Origin of the sequence: Micromonospora sp. RL09-050-HVF-A (genome assembly GCF_019374995.1) — a bacterium.
Lineage (GTDB): Bacteria > Actinomycetota > Actinomycetes > Mycobacteriales > Micromonosporaceae > Micromonospora > Micromonospora antibiotica.
In genome coordinates, this window is sequence record NZ_JAGKQP010000002.1 from 7,037,136 (window position 1) to 7,053,283 (window position 16,148).

Annotated in this window: 13 protein-coding genes and 1 pseudogene; 12 read left to right on the forward strand and 2 right to left on the reverse strand. The window is 71.6% G+C overall.

Annotated elements, in window-relative coordinates; all coding sequences use genetic code 11:
* Positions 1-117: 117 nt before the first annotated feature.
* The 10 genes and pseudogenes from J7462_RS30850 to J7462_RS30895 form a co-directional block, all read left to right on the forward strand.
* On the forward strand, positions 118-1,683 hold the full coding sequence (locus tag J7462_RS30850) for an MFS transporter (protein ID WP_219469619.1): 1,566 nt from the start codon (positions 118-120) through the stop codon (positions 1,681-1,683).
* Between the two features lie 11 nt (positions 1,684-1,694).
* Positions 1,695-2,303, forward strand: coding sequence for a TetR/AcrR family transcriptional regulator (locus J7462_RS30855; RefSeq protein WP_219469622.1), 609 nt, complete (start codon positions 1,695-1,697; stop codon positions 2,301-2,303).
* Positions 2,304-2,400: 97 nt separating this feature from the next.
* On the forward strand, positions 2,401-2,928 hold the full coding sequence (gene ruvC, locus J7462_RS30860; RefSeq protein ID WP_218108214.1) for a crossover junction endodeoxyribonuclease RuvC: 528 nt from the start codon (positions 2,401-2,403) through the stop codon (positions 2,926-2,928).
* Positions 2,925-3,527, forward strand: coding sequence for a Holliday junction branch migration protein RuvA (gene ruvA / locus J7462_RS30865; protein WP_208569454.1), 603 nt, complete (start codon positions 2,925-2,927; stop codon positions 3,525-3,527). Before ruvC ends, ruvA begins: the two co-directional genes overlap by 4 nt.
* 34 nt (positions 3,528-3,561) lie before the next feature.
* Positions 3,562-4,626 (forward strand): Holliday junction branch migration DNA helicase RuvB, encoded by a 1,065-nt coding sequence (gene ruvB, locus J7462_RS30870; protein ID WP_219469625.1) that lies wholly within the window; start codon positions 3,562-3,564, stop codon positions 4,624-4,626.
* 120 nt (positions 4,627-4,746) lie between these two features.
* Entirely contained in the window at positions 4,747-5,112 is a 366-nt protein-coding gene (gene yajC, locus J7462_RS30875) for a preprotein translocase subunit YajC (RefSeq protein ID WP_244253083.1), read from the forward strand.
* Positions 5,113-5,338: 226 nt separating this feature from the next.
* Entirely contained in the window at positions 5,339-7,267 is a 1,929-nt protein-coding gene (secD, locus tag J7462_RS30880) for a protein translocase subunit SecD (RefSeq protein ID WP_219469627.1), read from the forward strand.
* 1 nt (position 7,268) lies between these two features.
* Positions 7,269-8,468, forward strand: coding sequence for a protein translocase subunit SecF (gene secF / locus J7462_RS30885; protein ID WP_219469630.1), 1,200 nt, complete (start codon positions 7,269-7,271; stop codon positions 8,466-8,468).
* Positions 8,469-8,567: 99 nt separating this feature from the next.
* Positions 8,568-9,134, forward strand: coding sequence for an adenine phosphoribosyltransferase (locus tag J7462_RS30890; RefSeq protein ID WP_208569459.1), 567 nt, complete (start codon positions 8,568-8,570; stop codon positions 9,132-9,134).
* A 429-nt stretch (positions 9,135-9,563) separates the two neighbouring features.
* Positions 9,564-11,843, forward strand: a pseudogene (locus tag J7462_RS30895) (bifunctional (p)ppGpp synthetase/guanosine-3',5'-bis(diphosphate) 3'-pyrophosphohydrolase); the annotation flags it as partial.
* 141 nt (positions 11,844-11,984) lie between these two features.
* Here J7462_RS30895 and J7462_RS30900 read toward each other — a convergent pair.
* The gene (locus J7462_RS30900; RefSeq protein WP_219469632.1) at positions 11,985-12,827 is read right to left on the reverse strand and encodes a peptidylprolyl isomerase; all 843 of its coding nucleotides are present in this window, start codon (positions 12,825-12,827) and stop codon (positions 11,985-11,987) included.
* Positions 12,828-12,888: 61 nt separating this feature from the next.
* On the reverse strand, positions 12,889-13,773 hold the full coding sequence (locus J7462_RS30905) for a peptidylprolyl isomerase (RefSeq protein WP_208569461.1): 885 nt from the start codon (positions 13,771-13,773) through the stop codon (positions 12,889-12,891).
* Positions 13,774-14,032: 259 nt separating this feature from the next.
* On the opposite strand from J7462_RS30905, the gene J7462_RS30910 reads away from it, so the two are divergent.
* Both J7462_RS30910 and hisS read left to right on the forward strand, forming a co-directional pair.
* Entirely contained in the window at positions 14,033-14,752 is a 720-nt protein-coding gene (locus J7462_RS30910; protein ID WP_208569462.1) for an MBL fold metallo-hydrolase, read from the forward strand.
* 70 nt (positions 14,753-14,822) lie between these two features.
* Entirely contained in the window at positions 14,823-16,145 is a 1,323-nt protein-coding gene (hisS, locus tag J7462_RS30915; RefSeq protein ID WP_219469635.1) for a histidine--tRNA ligase, read from the forward strand.
* The last annotated feature ends 3 nt before the right edge of the window (positions 16,146-16,148 follow it).

Sequence of the window (16,148 nt, forward strand, 5' to 3'; positions counted from 1 at the left end):
ACATCCGATACGAACCGGTGCCGTATCGAAACATCCCCCTCGTAAGGTGAGTGTCGTTACGAGTCTGCCCCGTATCGTATTGCCGGTACGGGTGAACCGGGGGGAGCACCGGAGCGTATGCAACCGCACGAGAACACCGGACATCCGAGACGATGGGCGATCCTCGGCGTGCTGGTGGTCAGCCTGCTCGTCGTCGTCCTCGACAACACCATCCTCAACGTCGCGCTGCGTACCCTGGCCGACCCGGTGCACGGTCTCGGGGCCAGCCAGGGCGAGCTGGAATGGGCGATCAACTCCTACACCCTCGTCTTCGCCGGCCTGCTGTTCACCTTCGGGGTGCTCGGGGACCGGGCCGGCCGCCGCCGGTTCCTGCTCATCGGCCTGGTCCTGTTCGGCCTGTCGTCCCTGCTGTCGGCGTACGCGCAGAGCCCCGGCCAGCTGATCGCGGCCCGCGCCCTGATGGGCATCGGTGGCGCGGCGATCATGCCGGTCACCCTGTCGATCATCTCCAACGTGTTCGACCCCCGGGAACGGGGCCGCGCGATCGGCGTCTGGGCCGGCGCGGTCGGCCTGGCGGTGGCGATCGGCCCGATCCTCGGCGGCGCGCTGCTGGAGCACTTCTGGTGGGGCTCGGTCTTCCTGATCAACGTGCCGGTGGTGGTACTCGGCGTGCTGCTGGTCGCCCTGCTGGTGCCCGAGTCCCGCGACCCCCGGCCCGGCCGGGTCGACATCCTCGGCGTGCTGCTGTCGGTCGTCGGACTGGTCGCGCTGACCTACGGCATCATCGACGGCGGCGAGCACGGCTTCGGCCGGCCCACGGTCTGGGCCGCCATCCTGGGCGGAGTGGCGGTGCTGGCCTGGTTCGTCGAGCACGAGCGGCGCAGCGACCACCCGTCGCTGGACGTCCGGCTGTTCCGGGTGCCCCGGTTCGCCGCGCCGGTGGCGATCGTCGGCCTGGTCTTCTTCGCCGCGATGGGCGTGATGTTCTTCAGCTCGTTCTACATGCAGCTGGTCCGGGGCTACAGCCCGTTGGAGACCGGCCTGTTCTTCCTGCCGTTCGCCGGGGCCCAGCTGGTCTTCGCGCCGCGCAGCGCCGCGATGGTGCGCCGGTACGGCGGCCGGGCGGTCGCCACGGTCGGCCTGGTGCTGACCTCCGTGGCGCTGGCAGCCTTCGCCTTCATCGACGTCGACACGCCGATCTGGGTGGTGCTGGTGGCCTTCTTCCTCCAGGGCGTCGGGATGGCGAACATCATGCCCCCGGCCACCGAGTCGATCATGTCGGCGCTGCCCCGCGAGAAGGCCGGCGTCGGCTCGGCGGTCAGCAACACCGTCCGCCAGGTCGCCGGCGCGCTGGGCGTCGCGGTCCTCGGCTCGGTGCTGTCCGCCGTCTACCGGCAGGACATCGCCGCGACCGTCGACAGCCTGCCCGCCCCCGCCCGGGAGGCGGCCACCGAGTCGGTCTCCGGGGCGTACGCGGCGGCGGCGCAGGTCGGCCCGGCGGCACCGAAGCTGATCGCGGCGGCCAACGACGCGTTCGTCTCGGCCATGCACTGGGCGGCGGCGATCTCCGCGGTGGTGGCCGCCCTCGGCATCCTCATCGTGCTGCGCTGGATGCCGGGCCGCACCGCCACGGCCACCGACGCGACGCCGGTGGCGGAGCGGGAACTGGCCGCAACCACATAGGGCCGGGAACAATGTCTGACATGAACCCCACCGCCGATGCTCCGCGGTCGCCCGGGCGACCGCGGAGCGTCCGCGCGGACGAGGCCATCATCGAGGCCACCCTGGACCTGCTCGCCGAGGGCAGCACCCTCGAGGCACTGTCGATCGAGGCGATCGCGGCCCGCGCCGGGGTGGGCAAGGCCACCATCTACCGCCGCTGGCCCGGCAAGGACGCCCTGCTGCTCGACGCCCTGCGCCGGCTCAAGGGGGTGGTCCCCCAGCCGGCCGGGCACTCCGTGCGCGACGACCTGGTGCTGCTGGTCGGTGCGGTCGGGCACAACATCGACCCCCGGGCCGAGCGGATCATGCCGTGCCTGGTGCCCGAGGTGAACCGCAGCCCGGACCACTTCCAGCTCTACCAGAACATCATCGAGCCCCGCCGCAAGATCATGCGGGAGGTGCTCCGCCGGGGCGTGGCCACCGGCGAACTGCGCGCCGATCTCGACATCGAGGTGGCCATGGCGCTGCTCACCGGGCCGATGCTGGTCCAGCGGCTGCTGCGCTGGCATCCGGAGCTGGACGACCGGTTGCTCCCCGAACGGGTCGTCGACGGCGTGCTCGACGGCCTGCGTACCCGCTGAGCCCCACCGGCGGGCGGCGTGTCCGCCCACCGGCGTGTCGGGGTGGACCAGTAGGGTGTCGAACACCCGTACTGTCGAGGGGCCTGGAGGAGACGGCGTGCGTGTGCTGGGCGTCGACCCGGGGCTGACCCGGTGCGGGGTCGGCGTGGTCGAGGGCGTGCCGGGCCGCCCCTGCTCGCTGGTCGCCTACTACGTCGTCTACACCGATCCCGCCGACGACCTGTCGCTGCGCCTGCTGCACCTGGACCGGTCGTTGACCGACCTGGTGGCCGAGCACCGGCCCGACGCGGTCGCCGTGGAGCGGGTGTTCAGCCAGCACAACGTGCGCACCGTGATGGGCACCGCCCAGGCCAGCGGGATCGCCGTGCTGGCCGGGGCGCGGGCCGGGCTGCCGGTGCAGACCTACACGCCGAGCGAGGTCAAGGCCGCGGTGACCGGGTCCGGTCAGGCCGACAAGAAGCAGATGACCGCCATGGTCACCCGGCTGCTGCGGCTGGCCGAGCCGCCCAAGCCGGCCGACGCGGCGGACGCCCTGGCCCTGGCCATCTGCCACGTGTGGCGGGGCGGCACCCGGTCCAAGCTGGCCGAGGCCGCCGACCGGGTACGACGAGGAGGAGCACGATGATCGCCAGCGTGCGCGGCACGGTGACCGCGACCGGTCCGGACCATGCCGTGGTGGAGGTCGGGGGGATCGGCCTGGCGGTGCAGTGCGCCCCCGGCACCCTGGCCGAGCTGCGGGTCGGCCAGCCGGCCCGGCTCGCCACCAGCCTGGTGGTCCGGGAGGACTCGCTCACCCTCTACGGCTTCGCCGACGACGACGCCAAGCAGCTGTTCGAGCTGCTCCAGACGGCCAGCGGGGTCGGCCCGCGGCTGGCCCAGGCGGTGCTGGCCGTGCACACCCCGGACGCGGTGCGCAAGGCCATCGCCAACGCCGACACCGCCGCCCTGACCCGGGTCCCGGGGATCGGCAAGAAGGGCGCCGAGCGGCTGGTCCTGGAGCTGCGTGACCGGATCGGCCCGGTGCCGGTGGGGCCCGACGGCGCGGCCGGGGTGACCGCCGGGGCCTGGCCGGACCAGGTCCGCCAGGCGCTGGTCGGGCTCGGCTGGACGGCCGGGCAGGCCGACCAGGCGGTGGCTGCGGTGGCGGAGACCGTCGACGGCCCCACCCCGCCGGTGCCGGTCCTGCTCAAGCAGGCCATCCGACTGCTCGGTCGGACCCGGTGACCGCCGTGGCGCGGTCGGGGTCGGGGTGGCCGGCATGACCGGCGACGGCCTCGTCTCGGCGTACGCCGACGACGCGGAGCGGGACGCCGAGGTCAGCGTCCGGCCGAAGCGGCTCGACGAGTTCATCGCCCAGCACCGGGTCCGCGACCAGCTCGACCTGCTGTTGCAGGGCGCGATGCGGCGCGGCGCCCCACCCGACCACATCCTCCTGTCGGGGCCTCCTGGCCTCGGGAAAACGACGTTGGCCAATATCGTGGCCGCCGAGCTGGGTTCCGGTATCCGGGTGACCAGCGGGCCGGTGATCGAGCGCTCCGGCGACCTGGCCGCCATCCTGACCAGCCTCGCCGAGGGCGACGTGCTGTTCATCGACGAGATCCACCGGATCGCCAAGCCGGCCGAGGAGCTGCTCTACAGCGCGATGGAGGACTTCCGGGTCGACGTGATCGTCGGCAAGGGGCCGGGGGCCACCGCGATCCCGCTGGACGTGGAGCCGTTCACCCTGGTCGGTGCCACCACCCGGTCCGGCCTGCTGACCGGTCCGATGCGGGACCGGTTCGGTTTCGTCGCGCACCTCGACTTCTACTCCCCGGCCGACCTGGAGGCGTTGCTGCACCGGTCGGCGCGCATCCTGGGCGTGCCGATCACCCCGGAGGGGGCGGTGGAGATCTCCGGCCGGTCCCGGGGCACGCCCCGGATCGCCAACCGGCTGCTGCGCCGGGTGCGCGACTACGCCGAGGTCCGGGCCGAGGGGGTGGTCACCCTGGAGACCGCGCGCGCTGCCCTGACCGTCTACGACGTGGACGCCCTGGGGCTGGACCGGCTGGACCGGGCGGTGCTGACCGCGCTGGTCGACTCGTTCCGGGGCGGGCCGGTGGGCCTGTCCACCCTGGCGGTGGCGGTGGGGGAGCAGCCGGACACGGTGGAGGAGGTCTGCGAGCCGTTCCTCGTCCGCGCTGGACTGCTGGCCCGTACGCCCCGGGGGCGGGTGGCCACCGAGGCGGCCTGGCGGCACCTCGGCCGGACACCACCAAATGGTACATTTGGCATGGAAGCCCCCGCTGTGCCTGATCTGTTCTCGAACGCGCCCGATCCACCGTGATCTGAACGTGATCTGCGCCGCATTCGGCGTTCCCAGGTGCAGGGATTAGACTCGCCGCGGTCTGTACAGGATGTGAATATCCGCCTCCGCTCCGGCGCGCACCGCGCCGAACGGGGGCCAATGGGAAGGTCGCACACCGTGCTTTACGCAGCACAGTCCGGCGGAGGCGCCGGCAGTCTGACGCCGATCATCATGATCGCCCTGCTCTTCGGGGTCATGTACTTCATGATGATCCGGCCGCAGCAGAAGCGCCGCCGCGAGGCCGAGGCCATGCAGTCCGCGCTCGGCCCCGGTGACGAGGTCGTCACCATCGGCGGGCTCTACGGCACGGTCGTGGGCGTCGAGGACGACACCGTGCTGCTGGAGGTGGCCCCCGGCGTGCAGTCCCGTTACGCCCGGCCGGCCATCGCCCGGGTGGTCACCCGGGCGGAGCGTCCGGAGGCCGACGAGCCGGTCATCGAGGACGCGGAAGCCGTCAAGGAGTGAGTGTCCGCCCGCCCCGCCGGGGTGGGCGTGACAGGACAACTGGATAGGTGGGCCGGTCCCCGGGGCCGGCACGCGCGCCCCGCCGTCCGACGCCCCCACGTCGGCGGTGGTACGCCGTGCCGCACGGTCGGGAGCGGTCCGCGCAGAGCACGTCGGGGCGGGAACCCCGCTCCGACCTCGTCGCCGCTGCGCCGGCGGCGCGACCGTTACAGGGAGACAGACAGCCGTGGCACCACCTCAGGGACAGATGCGCCCCGGGCGGCAGCTCGCCGTGCTCGGGATCATCTTCGTCGTCCTCTATTCCTTGGTGTTCTTCTCGGGCGGCGCCAGCGGTAGCTGGAAGGACCGGTTGGAGCCACGGCTCGGCCTGGACCTCATCGGTGGCACCCGGCTGACGCTGGAGGCGACCAACAGCATCGACGGCAAGCCCCCGACGTCGGCCAACCTGGAGGAGGCCCGGCAGATCATCGAGAGCCGGGTCAACGCCTACGGGGTGGCCGAGGCCGAGGTGGTCACCGAGGGCAACCGGAACATCGTCATCTCCCTGCCCGGTGAGAACCGGGAGCTGACCGACGTCGGCAGCGCCGCGGAGCTGCGCTTCCGCAAGGTGCTCAAGGCCGCCGACGGCAGCGGTACGGTCGCCGCTCCGGCTCCGTCCGGCAGTGCGTCGCCGGCCCCGTCGGGTAGCGCCTCCCCGGCTCCGTCGGGCAGCGCGTCGCCGAAGGCCTCCGGCAGTGCGGCGCCGAAGGTGACCGGTTCGCCGAGCGCCGGTGGGCAGGGTGGTGGCGCCCCCGCGCCGAGCGCCAGCCCGAGCGCCTCCCCGTCCGGGTCGGCCTCGCCGAGCGCCCCGGCCGCCTCGCCCAGCGCCACCGAGGCGCCGGTGTCGCAGAGCATCGAGGAGCAGCGCAAGGCCGTCGAGAAGAAGGTCGGTGCACCGGCCTGGGCCGCCGCGAGCGGGCTCCAGGCTCCGGCCGACCTGGCCACCAACCCGGCCCTGGCGGAGACGCTCAAGCCGTTCGGCACGCTCTCCCCGCAGGAGATCGCGGTGCTGAGCCCGCAGATGCAGTTCAACGTGCCGACCATCACCTGCGCCCAGCTCGACAAGCGGCCCCCCGCGTCGATCAAGGACGAGAAGCAGCAGGCGGTCGCCTGTGAGGGTGGTGCGGCGAAGTACCTGCTCGACCAGGCCAAGGTGCTCGGCACCGACGTCAAGGACGCCAACGCCGTCCTCGACCAGGCCAGCACCTGGGTGGTCAGCCTGAACTTCACCGGCGACGGCCAGTCCAAGTGGACCGAGCTGACCCGGGAGGCGTTCAACAACACCGGCGGCGGCTGCGACCAGACGGCTCTGGGCCAGGACGGCAAGTGCCGGGTGGCCGTGGTGCTGGACAACGAGATCGTCTCCTCGCCCGAGATCCAGGGCGTGCTGACCGGCGACTCGCAGATCACCGGCAGCTTCGACAACACGTCGGCCAACGCGCTGGCCAGCCAGCTGCGCTACGGCGCGCTGCCGGTCACCTTCGTGCCGCAGGAGCAGCAGAACGTCACCGCGACGCTGGGCGACAGCCACCTGCGGGCCGGTCTGCTGGCCGCCGGCATCGGCATGCTGCTGGTCATCATCTACTCGTTCTTCTACTACCGGCTGCTCGGCTCGGTCATCTTCCTGAGCCTGGTGCTCTCCGCGTTGCTGGTCTTCGGCGCGCTGGTGGTGCTCGGCCGGTCGATCGGCTTCACTCTCACCCTCGCCGGCATCGCCGGCATGATCGTCTCGCTCGGTGTGGCGGCGGACTCGTTCGTCATCTACTTCGAGCGGCTCAAGGACGAGATCCGGGAGGGGCGCAGCCCGCGTAGCGCGGTGGGCCGGGCCTGGATCCGGGCCCGCCGGACGATCATCTCGGCCAACGCGATCACCCTGATGTCCGCCGTGGTCCTCTACATCGTCTCGGTCGGCACGGTGAAGGGCTTCGCCTTCGCCCTCGGCCTGGCGACCGTCCTCGACCTGGTGGTCGTCTTCCTCTTCCGGCACCCGATCATGACGATGTTCGCCCGGACCCCGGCGTTCCTGTCGCCCCGGGTCAGCGGCCTCGGTCGGGCCCTGCCAGCCCGTTCGGCCGACCCGGCCACCGCCCGCAACTCGCGCGTCAAGGAGGCCTGAGATGGCTAAGAGTGGTCTGGCGTCCCGGCTCTACCGGGGCGAGGCCGGTCTCAACATCGTCGGCCGGCGCAAGTTGTGGTTCACCGTCGCCGGCGTGCTGGTGCTGATCGCCGTGCTCAGCTTCGCGGTGCGCGGCTTCAGCCTGGGCATCGAGTTCGCCGGCGGCAACTCGTTCCAGGTGCCGGCCAGCGTCGGCACCCTAGACCAGGCCGAGGGCAAGGTCAACGACGCGCTGGCGGCCGAGGGCGGCGGCGCCGAGGTGGTGACCGCGCAGAAGGTCGGCAGCACCAGCGGCGAGTACTACGAGCTGCGCACCTCGCAGCTCAGCGCCGACCAGGCCAACGCGGTCAAGGCCGAGATGGCGCAGGAGTTCGGCATCAACGCCGACCAGATCAGCGGCAGCCAGGTCAGCGAGGCCTGGGGCAGCCAGGTGACCTCCCGGGCGCTGCTCGGCCTGATCATCTTCGTCCTGGTGGTGGCGGCCTACCTGGTGCTGCGCTTCGAGTGGCGGATGGCGGTCGCGGCGATCATCTCGCTGTTCATGAACCTGATCCTCACCGCCGGCATCTACTCGCTGGTCGGCTTCGAGGTGACCCCGTCGACGATCATCGGGTTCCTCACCATTCTGGGCTTCGCGCTCTACGACGTGGTGGTGGTCTTCGACAAGGTCCAGGAGAACACCCGGGGCATCACGGCCAACAACAACCAGACCTACGGCGAGGCGGCCAACCTGGCGCTCAACCAGAGCCTGATGCGGTCGTTGAACACCTCGGTGGTCGCCCTGCTCCCGGTCGGCGGTCTGCTCTTCATCGGTGCCGGCCTGCTCGGCGCGGGCACCCTGAAGGACCTGGGCCTGGTGCTCTTCGTCGGTATGGCGATGGCGTTCCTGACCTCGATCCTGCTGTCCACCCCGTTGCTGGTGCTGCTCAAGAACTATGACCCGCGCATCGAGGCGCACACCAAGCGGGTGCTGGCCCGGCGGGGCGCGATCGCCCGGGGCGAGGTCGTCCCGCGTGGCGCGGCCCGGCAGGCGGCCGGCGACGACGCTGCCGACGAGCCGATCGACCCCGAGGCGGCGGCCCTGGCCGGCAGCGCGCCGAAGGTCGGTTCCCGGCCGGCGGCCAAGCGGGCGACCGGTGCCCGGGGTGGTCGTCCCAGCGGCGGCGGGGGCAACCGCCCCGGTGGCGCGAAGCGGCGCTGACCGACGGGCGACCCGCCACACGTCGAGTCGACGGCGTCCGCCATGCTGTGCGAGCAGCATGGCGGACGCCGTCGTCGTAGCGAAGGAGAATCGACCATCGTGACGGAGACCCACAGCACCGCGGTACGGGGAGACAGCGGCCCGCAGGTCGCCCGGCTGGTCGCCAGCCGGGTGCTGGACGTGCCGGACTTCCCCAAGCCCGGTGTCCTGTTCAAGGACCTGATGCCGTTGTTCGCCGACGGCGACGTGTTCCGCGAGGTGATCGACGGCATCATCGACCACCACGGGCGGGACAGCTTCGACATCGTGGTCGGCATCGAGGCCCGGGGCTTCGTGATCGCCGCCGCGATCGCGTACGCGACCGGGATGGGGGTGGTGCCGGTGCGCAAGGCGGGCAAGCTGCCCCGGCCGGCGTACTCGGCCTCCTATGCCCTGGAGTACGGCGAGGCGACGCTCGAGGTGCACCAGGACGCCTTCACCGCCGGGCACCGGGTGCTGGTGGTCGACGACGTGCTGGCCACCGGTGGCACCGCCGAGGCGACCCTCGATCTGGTCGAGCGGGCCGGTGGCACGGTGGCCGGGTTCACCGTACTGCTGGAGTTGGGTTTCCTGGGTGGGCGGGAGCGGCTCGCCGGGCGTCCGGTCCATGCCCTGCTGACCGTGTGACGCCCGGTCGTCCCGCCGACCTGGGACGGACCGTCCGGCGGAGCGGCACGGCACCTACCGTGCGGGTAGCATTGCCCATTGCTGACCGGGCGATCACCCGTCCGGGCGGCGGGCAGGGCGTCGGCCGGGGGCCGGCGGGTAACGCCATCGGCCCCGACGGCGGCCGATGGGAACATGCCGGCGCGACGGCCGGTTGGAAGACAGGCGTCGGCCGCACGGCCGGCGTGGTCCCGGCGATCGGTGAGGAGGCCGGTGTCCCACGATGTCGTCCCTCCGGTGGAGGGCACGGTGCACCCGACAGGCGACGCTGACGGCGCGGTGACCGCTCGGAAGAACGACCCACCGGTCGGCCCGGCGGGGGTCGGCGACGACGTCGGTGCCACGCTCGACGGCATGGCAGCCGGGGCGGCGCTCGACGACGACCCGTCCCCGAGCGCCGGTTTCGCGTTGTCCAACGCGCCGACCGGGCGTCGGGTGCGGGCGCGGCTGGCCCGGTTCAACGCCCCCTGGCAGAGTTCCCAGGTCAGCGAGGTGCTCGAACCGCTGATCGCCAGCCACCGGGAAAACCACCCCAAGGCGGATGCCCGGCTGCTCCAGCGTGCCTTCGACACCGCCGCGCGGTGGCACTCCGGTCAGTACCGCAAGTCCGGTGACCCGTACATCACCCACCCGCTGGCGGTGGCGACCATCCTGGGCAACCTGGGAATGGACACCACCACGCTGGTGGCGGCGCTGCTGCACGACACGATCGAGGACACCGAGTACACCCTCGACCAGATGCGCACCGACTTCGGTCCCGAGGTCACCCTGCTCGTCGACGGCGTGACGAAGCTGGACAAGGTCAAGCTGGGCGACGCGGCCAAGGCGGAGACGATCCGCAAGATGGTCGTGGCGATGGCGAAGGACCCCCGGGTCCTGGTGATCAAGCTGGCCGACCGGCTGCACAACATGCGGACGCTGTCCTTCCTGCCGGCGCCCAAGCGGGAGCAGAAGGCCAAGGAGACGCTGGAGATCCTGGCTCCGCTGGCCCACCGCCTCGGTATGAACACGATCAAGTGGGAGCTGGAGGACCTGGCCTTCGGCACCCTGTTCCCCAAGCGCTACGAGGAGATCCTCCGGCTGATCGGGGAGCACCAGCCGCAGCGGGAGTCGCTGCTCAAGCAGGTCACCCAGAAGGTCGGCACCGACCTCAAGGCCGCGAAGATCAAGGCGGAGACGACCGGCCGGCCGAAGCACCTCTACTCGATCTACCAGAAGATGATCGTGCGGGGGCGGGACTTCAACGACATCTACGACCTGGTCGGGGTGCGCATCCTGGTCGACACGGTGCGGGACTGCTACGCGGCGTTGGGGGTCATCCACGCCAACTGGCAGCCGGTGCCGGGCCGGTTCAAGGACTACATCGCGATGCCCAAGTTCAACATGTACCAGTCGCTGCACACGACGGTCATCGGGCCCACCGGCAAGCCGGTGGAGATGCAGATCCGCACCTACGCGATGCACCGCACCGCCGAGTTCGGTATCGCCGCGCACTGGAAGTACAAGGAGCACAAGGGCACCCAGATCGTCGGCCCGCCCGCGCACATCGACGAGATGACCTGGCTGCGGCAGCTGCTGGACTGGCAGCGGGAGGCCGCCGACCCGTCGGAGTTCCTCGACGCGTTGCGCTTCGACCTGTCCAGCCAGGAGGTGTACGTCTTCACCCCCAAGGGGGACGTCATCCCGCTGCCGACCGGGTCGACGCCTGTGGACTTCGCGTACGCGGTGCACACCGAGGTCGGGCACAAGTGCATCGGGGCACGGGTCAACGGCAAGCTGGTGCCGTTGGAGTCGGCGCTGTCCAACGGCGACGTGATCGAGATCTTCACCTCGAAGTCCGACACGGCCGGTCCGACGCAGGACTGGCTGAGCTTCGTCAAGAGCCCCCGGGCGCGTACCAAGATCCGCCAGTATTTCAACAAGGAGCGGCGTGAGGAGGCGATCGAGGCCGGTAAGGACTCGATCGTCAAGGCGATGCGCAAGCAGGGCATGCCGTTGCAGCGGATGCTCACCTCCGACGCGTTGATGGCGATCGCCCGGGACCTGCACCTCGCCGACGTCGCGTCGCTCTACGCGGCGGTCGGCGACAGCCAGGTGTCGGCGCAGTCGGTGGTGCAGAAGCTGATGGCCGCGTACGGCGGCGAGGAGGGCGCGGCGGAGGACATCGCCGAGACCGCCGTCGCCACCCGTCCGCCGCACAGCCGGCAGAACAGCAGCGATCCCGGGGTGGTGGTGCGGGGCGTCAGCGACGTCTGGATCAAGCTGGCCCGGTGCTGCACGCCGGTGCCCCCGGACTCGGTCTTCGGGTTCGTCACCCGCTCCGGCGGGGTCAGCGTGCACCGCGACGACTGCGCCAACGCCGAGGACCTGCGGGCCCAGGCCGAGCGGGTGGTGGAGGTCAGCTGGAAGCTCACCTCCGCCTCCACGTTCCTGGTGGCCATCCAGGTGGAGGCACTCGACCGGCACAAGCTGCTGGCCGACGTCACCCGGGTGCTCTCCGAGGAGCGGGTCAACATCCTGTCGGCGACGGTCACCACCACCCGGGACCGGGTGGCGGTGAGCCGGTTCAGCTTCGAGATGGCCGACCCGAAGCACCTGGGGCACCTGCTGGCCGCCGTCCGCAAGGTCGACGGGGTCTTCGACGCCTACCGGGTCACCTCCGGCGCCTGACGGGCCTGGGACCCCACCGGGCGGACCACCCGACCGCCTCCGGATCCGTGGGTCCGTAGGGTCCCCGGGAGTGTTGCGGACACCGAGGTAACGAAAGCGCCCGCCGGCTCAGCCGGCGGGCGCTTCGTCGTACCCGAGGGGTCAGCCCTCGATGTCGCTCATGGTCAGCTTGGTGATGGTGACCTCCTTCTTGGGGTGGCCACCCCCGGCCTGCTGCGCGTACGCCTTGTCGTCACCGGCCGCCCCGACCTGCTTGACCAGGTCCATGCCGGAGGTGACGGTGCCCAGCACTGTGTATTTCGCATCGAGCTGCGAGTCGCCGTAGACGATGAAGAACTGACTGCCGGTGCTGCCCGGCTGCCCGGAGTTGGCCATCGCGATGACGCCCTCCGGGTAGGGGGGCCGCTTGTCGGTCGGCAGGTTCTCCTCGGCGAGGCCGTAGCTCGGCCCGCCGGTGCCGTCGGTCTGCCGCCAGCCGGCGCCGGTCGCGCTCGGGTCACCGCACTGGAGCACCTTGATGCCCTCGGTCACCAGCCGGTGGCACTTGGTGTTGTCGAAGAAGCCCTTGCTGGCCAGGTGGGTGAAGCTGCCGGCGGTGCAGGGCACCTTCGTCCGGTCGAGCTTGGCGACGATCGGGCCCAGGTTGGTCTCCAGGGTCAACGTCTGGGTGCCCTTGTTGGCCTGCTGGTTGGGGGGCAGCCCGACATCCTTGATCTGGGCGGGCCGGCCCTCCTTGGGCGCCTCGGTATAGGTGCACTGCGAGAAGCCCTCGGTGCTGGCGGTCTGCTGCTTGTTGTCGTCGTCATCACCGCCGAGGCTGGTCGCCAACCAGACGGTGCCGGCGACCACGAGCACCAGGATCGCGGCGGCCCCGACGATCGCCTGCGTCTGCCGGCGCTTGCGGGCCTTGGCCGAACGTTCGGCCATCTCCCGCTCAAGTCGGGCCCGCGCCGCCGCGCGCTGCCGCTCTCTCGTGGACGTCACGGTCACTCCTCCTGGGCTTTCTCTGGCGCGGCGTGGCCGCAGGTACGGGTGGTGGGCCGGCTCAGCCGGCGCTGGGGCTGGCCGCCGGGGACGCGGCCGGGGAACCGGTCGCCGGAGCCGGCGCGGCCTGCGCCTCGCCGACGGTCAGCTTGCGGATCAGCACGTCGGTCTTGGGCTTGACCTTGGCGCCCGCCCCGTTGTCCACGGTCGGCTGGGCGCCGATCTTCTCGACCACGTCGAGGCCGCCGGTGATCCGGCCGATGATCGGGTACGCCGGCTGGGCCGGGCTGGAGTCCTTGAAGAAGAGCAGGAACTGGCTGCCGTTGGCGCCCGGCGGGTTGCTGATCATCGCGACCGTGCCCTTGGGGTAGGTCGGCGGCTGCCCGGGCGGTGGGCTGGCCGAGGGGCTCGCCTCGGGCGCGGTCGGCACGTTCTCGTTGTAGAACGAGTAGCTGGGGCCGCCCAGGCCGGTGCCGCTCGGGTCGCCGCAACGCAACGCACCCTCGGTGGTGATCTCGTGGCACTTGGTGTTGTCGTAGAACGACTTGCCGGCCAGGTGGGCGATGCTCGCCCCGGCGCACGGCGCCGCGGCGAGGTCAAGCTCGGCGGTGACCGGGCCGCCCTGGTCGGTGTCGATCGTCATGGTGCGTACCCCGGTGGTGGGCAGACCGGTGGTGGCCGGGGTGCCGACGTCCTTGAGGTTGGTGTTGGCGGCCGCGTCCTGCGGCGTCCAGAGGCAGACGTCCTCGGCGGCCTTCTGCTCGGGGTCGCTGTCGAAGGCACCCAGCCCCCAGGCCGCGCCGGCCACGATCAGCACCAGCACCACGGCCGCACCGACCCCGGCCTGGATCTGCCGACGCCGTCGGGCGGCGGCGGCCCGCCGGGCCAACTGCCGGTCGAGCTTCTCCCGCGCGAGCTTGCGCTGCCGGTCCCTGCTGGAAGCCACCCGTGCTCCCCTCCTCTACCCTGGTCGTCACCGGCGGTCGGGCCGTACGCGCCACGATGTCCGCAGGTGCGCCACGCCACACGCCCGCCAGAGTGTACGGGTACCCGCTGTGAAAGTGGTGTACGAGGGCCGGCCTGGGTTTATCAAAGTGCGTCACTGTGCCGTACGGGGCCCGTGGTGCGGGTGGGCGCGGATGTCGGCTCGCGCCGACGACTAGGCTGCCCAGGAGACGGACGACTCGAACGAAAGGGGAGCGGACGTGCTCGTGGCCGGCTTTCCCGCGGACGCCTTCGGCACCAACTGCTACGTGGTGGCGACCGCGCCGGGGGAGCAGTGCGTGGTGGTCGACCCCGGTATCGGGGTGCTCGACCGGCTCGACGCCGTGCTCGCCGAGCACCGCCTGCACCCGGCCGCCGTGCTGCTCACCCACGGCCATCTCGACCACACCTTCTCCGTCGCCCCGGTCTGCGGCGCGCGCGGCATCCCGGCGTACGTCCACCCGGAGGACCGGGAGCTGCTGGCCGACCCGACCAAGGCGCTGTCGATGGACCTCACCGCGCTGTTCGGCGGCCGGCTGCCGTACACCGAGCCGGACGACGTCGCGGAGCTGACCGACGGTGCGACGTTGGCGCTGGCCGGCCTGGAGATCACCGTCGACCACGCGCCGGGCCATACCGGCGGGTCGGTGCTGTTCCGGCTGCCCGGCACCGGCTCGCCCTGGGAGGCCGACCAGCTCTGCCTCTCCGGTGACGTGCTCTTCGCCGGCTCGATCGGTCGCACCGACCTGCCCGGCGGCAGCATGCCCCGGATGCTGGCCAGCCTGCGGGAGAAGGTCCTCCCGTTGGCCGACGACACGGTCGTGCTGCCCGGCCACGGCCCGAGGACCACCATCGGCCGCGAGCGGGTGCGCAACCCGTACCTGGTCGACGTGGCGGGCCCCGGTGGCGCACGTCCGGCCGCGCCCACCCGCGGCCTCTAGCTTCTCCTCCGCGCCGCGCGCGGACCTTTCGCTCTCACCGCGCCCGGCGCGGACCCGCAAGGAGTACGCCATGAGCAAGCCCACGCCCCTGTCCGGCTTCCCGGAGTGGACCACGTCGCAGCGGATGATCGAGCAGTTCGTCCTCGACCGGATCCGGCACACCTTCGAGCTGTACGGGTTCGCGCCGCTGGAGACCCGGTCGGTGGAGCCACTGGACCAGTTGCTGCGTAAGGGGGAGACCTCGAAGGAGGTCTACCTGCTGCGCCGGTTGCAGGCCGACGCGGATGGTCCGGCCGGTGACGATGCGCTCGGCCTGCACTTCGACCTGACCGTGCCGTTCGCCCGGTACGTGCTGGAGAACGCCGGCAAGCTCCAGTTCCCGTTCCGCCGCTACCAGATCCAGAAGGTGTGGCGGGGTGAGCGCCCGCAGGAGGGGCGCTACCGGGAGTTCCTCCAGGCCGACATCGACATCGTCGACCGGGACACCCTGCCGGCGCACTTCGAGGCGGAGATGCCGCTGGTGATCGGGGACGCGCTGCGGTCGCTGCCGATCCCGCCGGTGCTGATCCAGGTGAACAACCGCAAGATCTGTGAGGGGTTCTACCGGGGCATCGGGCTGACCGATCCGGAGGCGGCGCTGCGCGCGGTCGACAAGCTCGACAAGATCGGCCCGGACAAGGTGGCCGACCTGCTGGCCGAGACGGCGGGGGCGAGCGCGGCCCAGGCGAAGGCGTGCCTGGCGCTGGCCGGGATCTCCGCCCCGGATGCCTCCTTCGCCGACGCGGTGCGCGCCCTCGGGGTGAGCGACCCGCTGCTCGACGAGGGCATCGCCGAGCTGGTCGCGGTGGTGGAGACCGCCGCCGCGCACGCGCCGGGGCTCTGCGTCGCCGACCTGCGCATCGCCCGGGGCCTGGACTACTACACGGGCACCGTCTACGAGACCCAGCTGCTCGGCTACGAGCGGTTCGGTTCGATCTGCTCCGGTGGCCGGTACGACAACCTGGCCAGCGCCGGTGCCGTGTCGTACCCGGGGGTCGGCATCTCGATCGGGGTGACCCGGCTGCTCGGTCTGCTCTTCGGCGCCGGGGCGCTGTCGGTCTCGCGCAGCGTGCCGACCTGTGTGCTGGTCGCGGTCGGTGCCGAGGAGGAGCGGGCGGGCAGCAACGCGGTCGCCGCGGTGCTGCGGTCGCGGGGGATCCCGACCGAGGTGTCGCCGAACGCGGCGAAGTTCGGCAAGCAGATCCGCTACGCCGAGCGGCGTGGTATCCCGTACGTGTGGTTCCGGGGTGCCGAGGGTGACCAGGTCAAGGACATCCGTTCGGGCGAGCAGGTGAACGCCGTGCCGGCCGAGTGGACGCCGCCCCACGCGGACCTGAAGCCGCTGGTCGGCTGAGTC